Raw genomic sequence first — 535 nt, 5'->3', positions numbered from 1 at the left:
GCGAATGTTGTTCTCACTCATCTTCGTTTGATTACTCTGCCCAACTTACAAATCAAAGGTGTTCTATGGAAAGCTCTCAAATTAAAAATGTTGTTTTCGATGTCGGCAACGTACTGGTTCGTTGGTCACCACCAGAGATTGTACGCTTAACATTTGGTCATTCCGTAGATGCAGAACAAATGGCGAAAAGACTGTTCTCAAACAAGATTTGGCTAGACCTCAACAAAGGTTTGATCAGCGAAGAAGAAGCAATACACCGTTATCAACAAGAACTCGACTTAACGGCTGAAGAATGTTGCTGTTTCTTCTACTACGTAAAACAGACTCAGATTCAACTGTTCGGCAGTGTTGAGTTTCTACAACATCTGTACTGCCAGGTTTGTAACCCATGATTTCTCGACTAAAGATCTATAACCAATAAAGATAATGGTCCCATCGTTAGACTGGACATAGGTTACATAACTCACTAACACATCTTCGGGATGACGAGACTAGTAGCCTTTCGTAAGTTACGGGATTTATATGTATTAGTTCC

At 40.2% G+C, this 535-nt stretch carries 1 pseudogene; it reads left to right on the top strand.

Annotated elements, in window-relative coordinates:
- Positions 1-65: 65 nt before the first annotated feature.
- Positions 66-368: pseudogene (locus R7O13_RS30405) on the top strand (HAD family phosphatase); the annotation flags it as partial.
- Positions 369-535: the final 167 nt, after the last annotated feature.

This window comes from Vibrio sp. Y176 (assembly GCF_033438945.1).
This window is presented reverse-complemented; position numbering and strand designations above follow the sequence as displayed.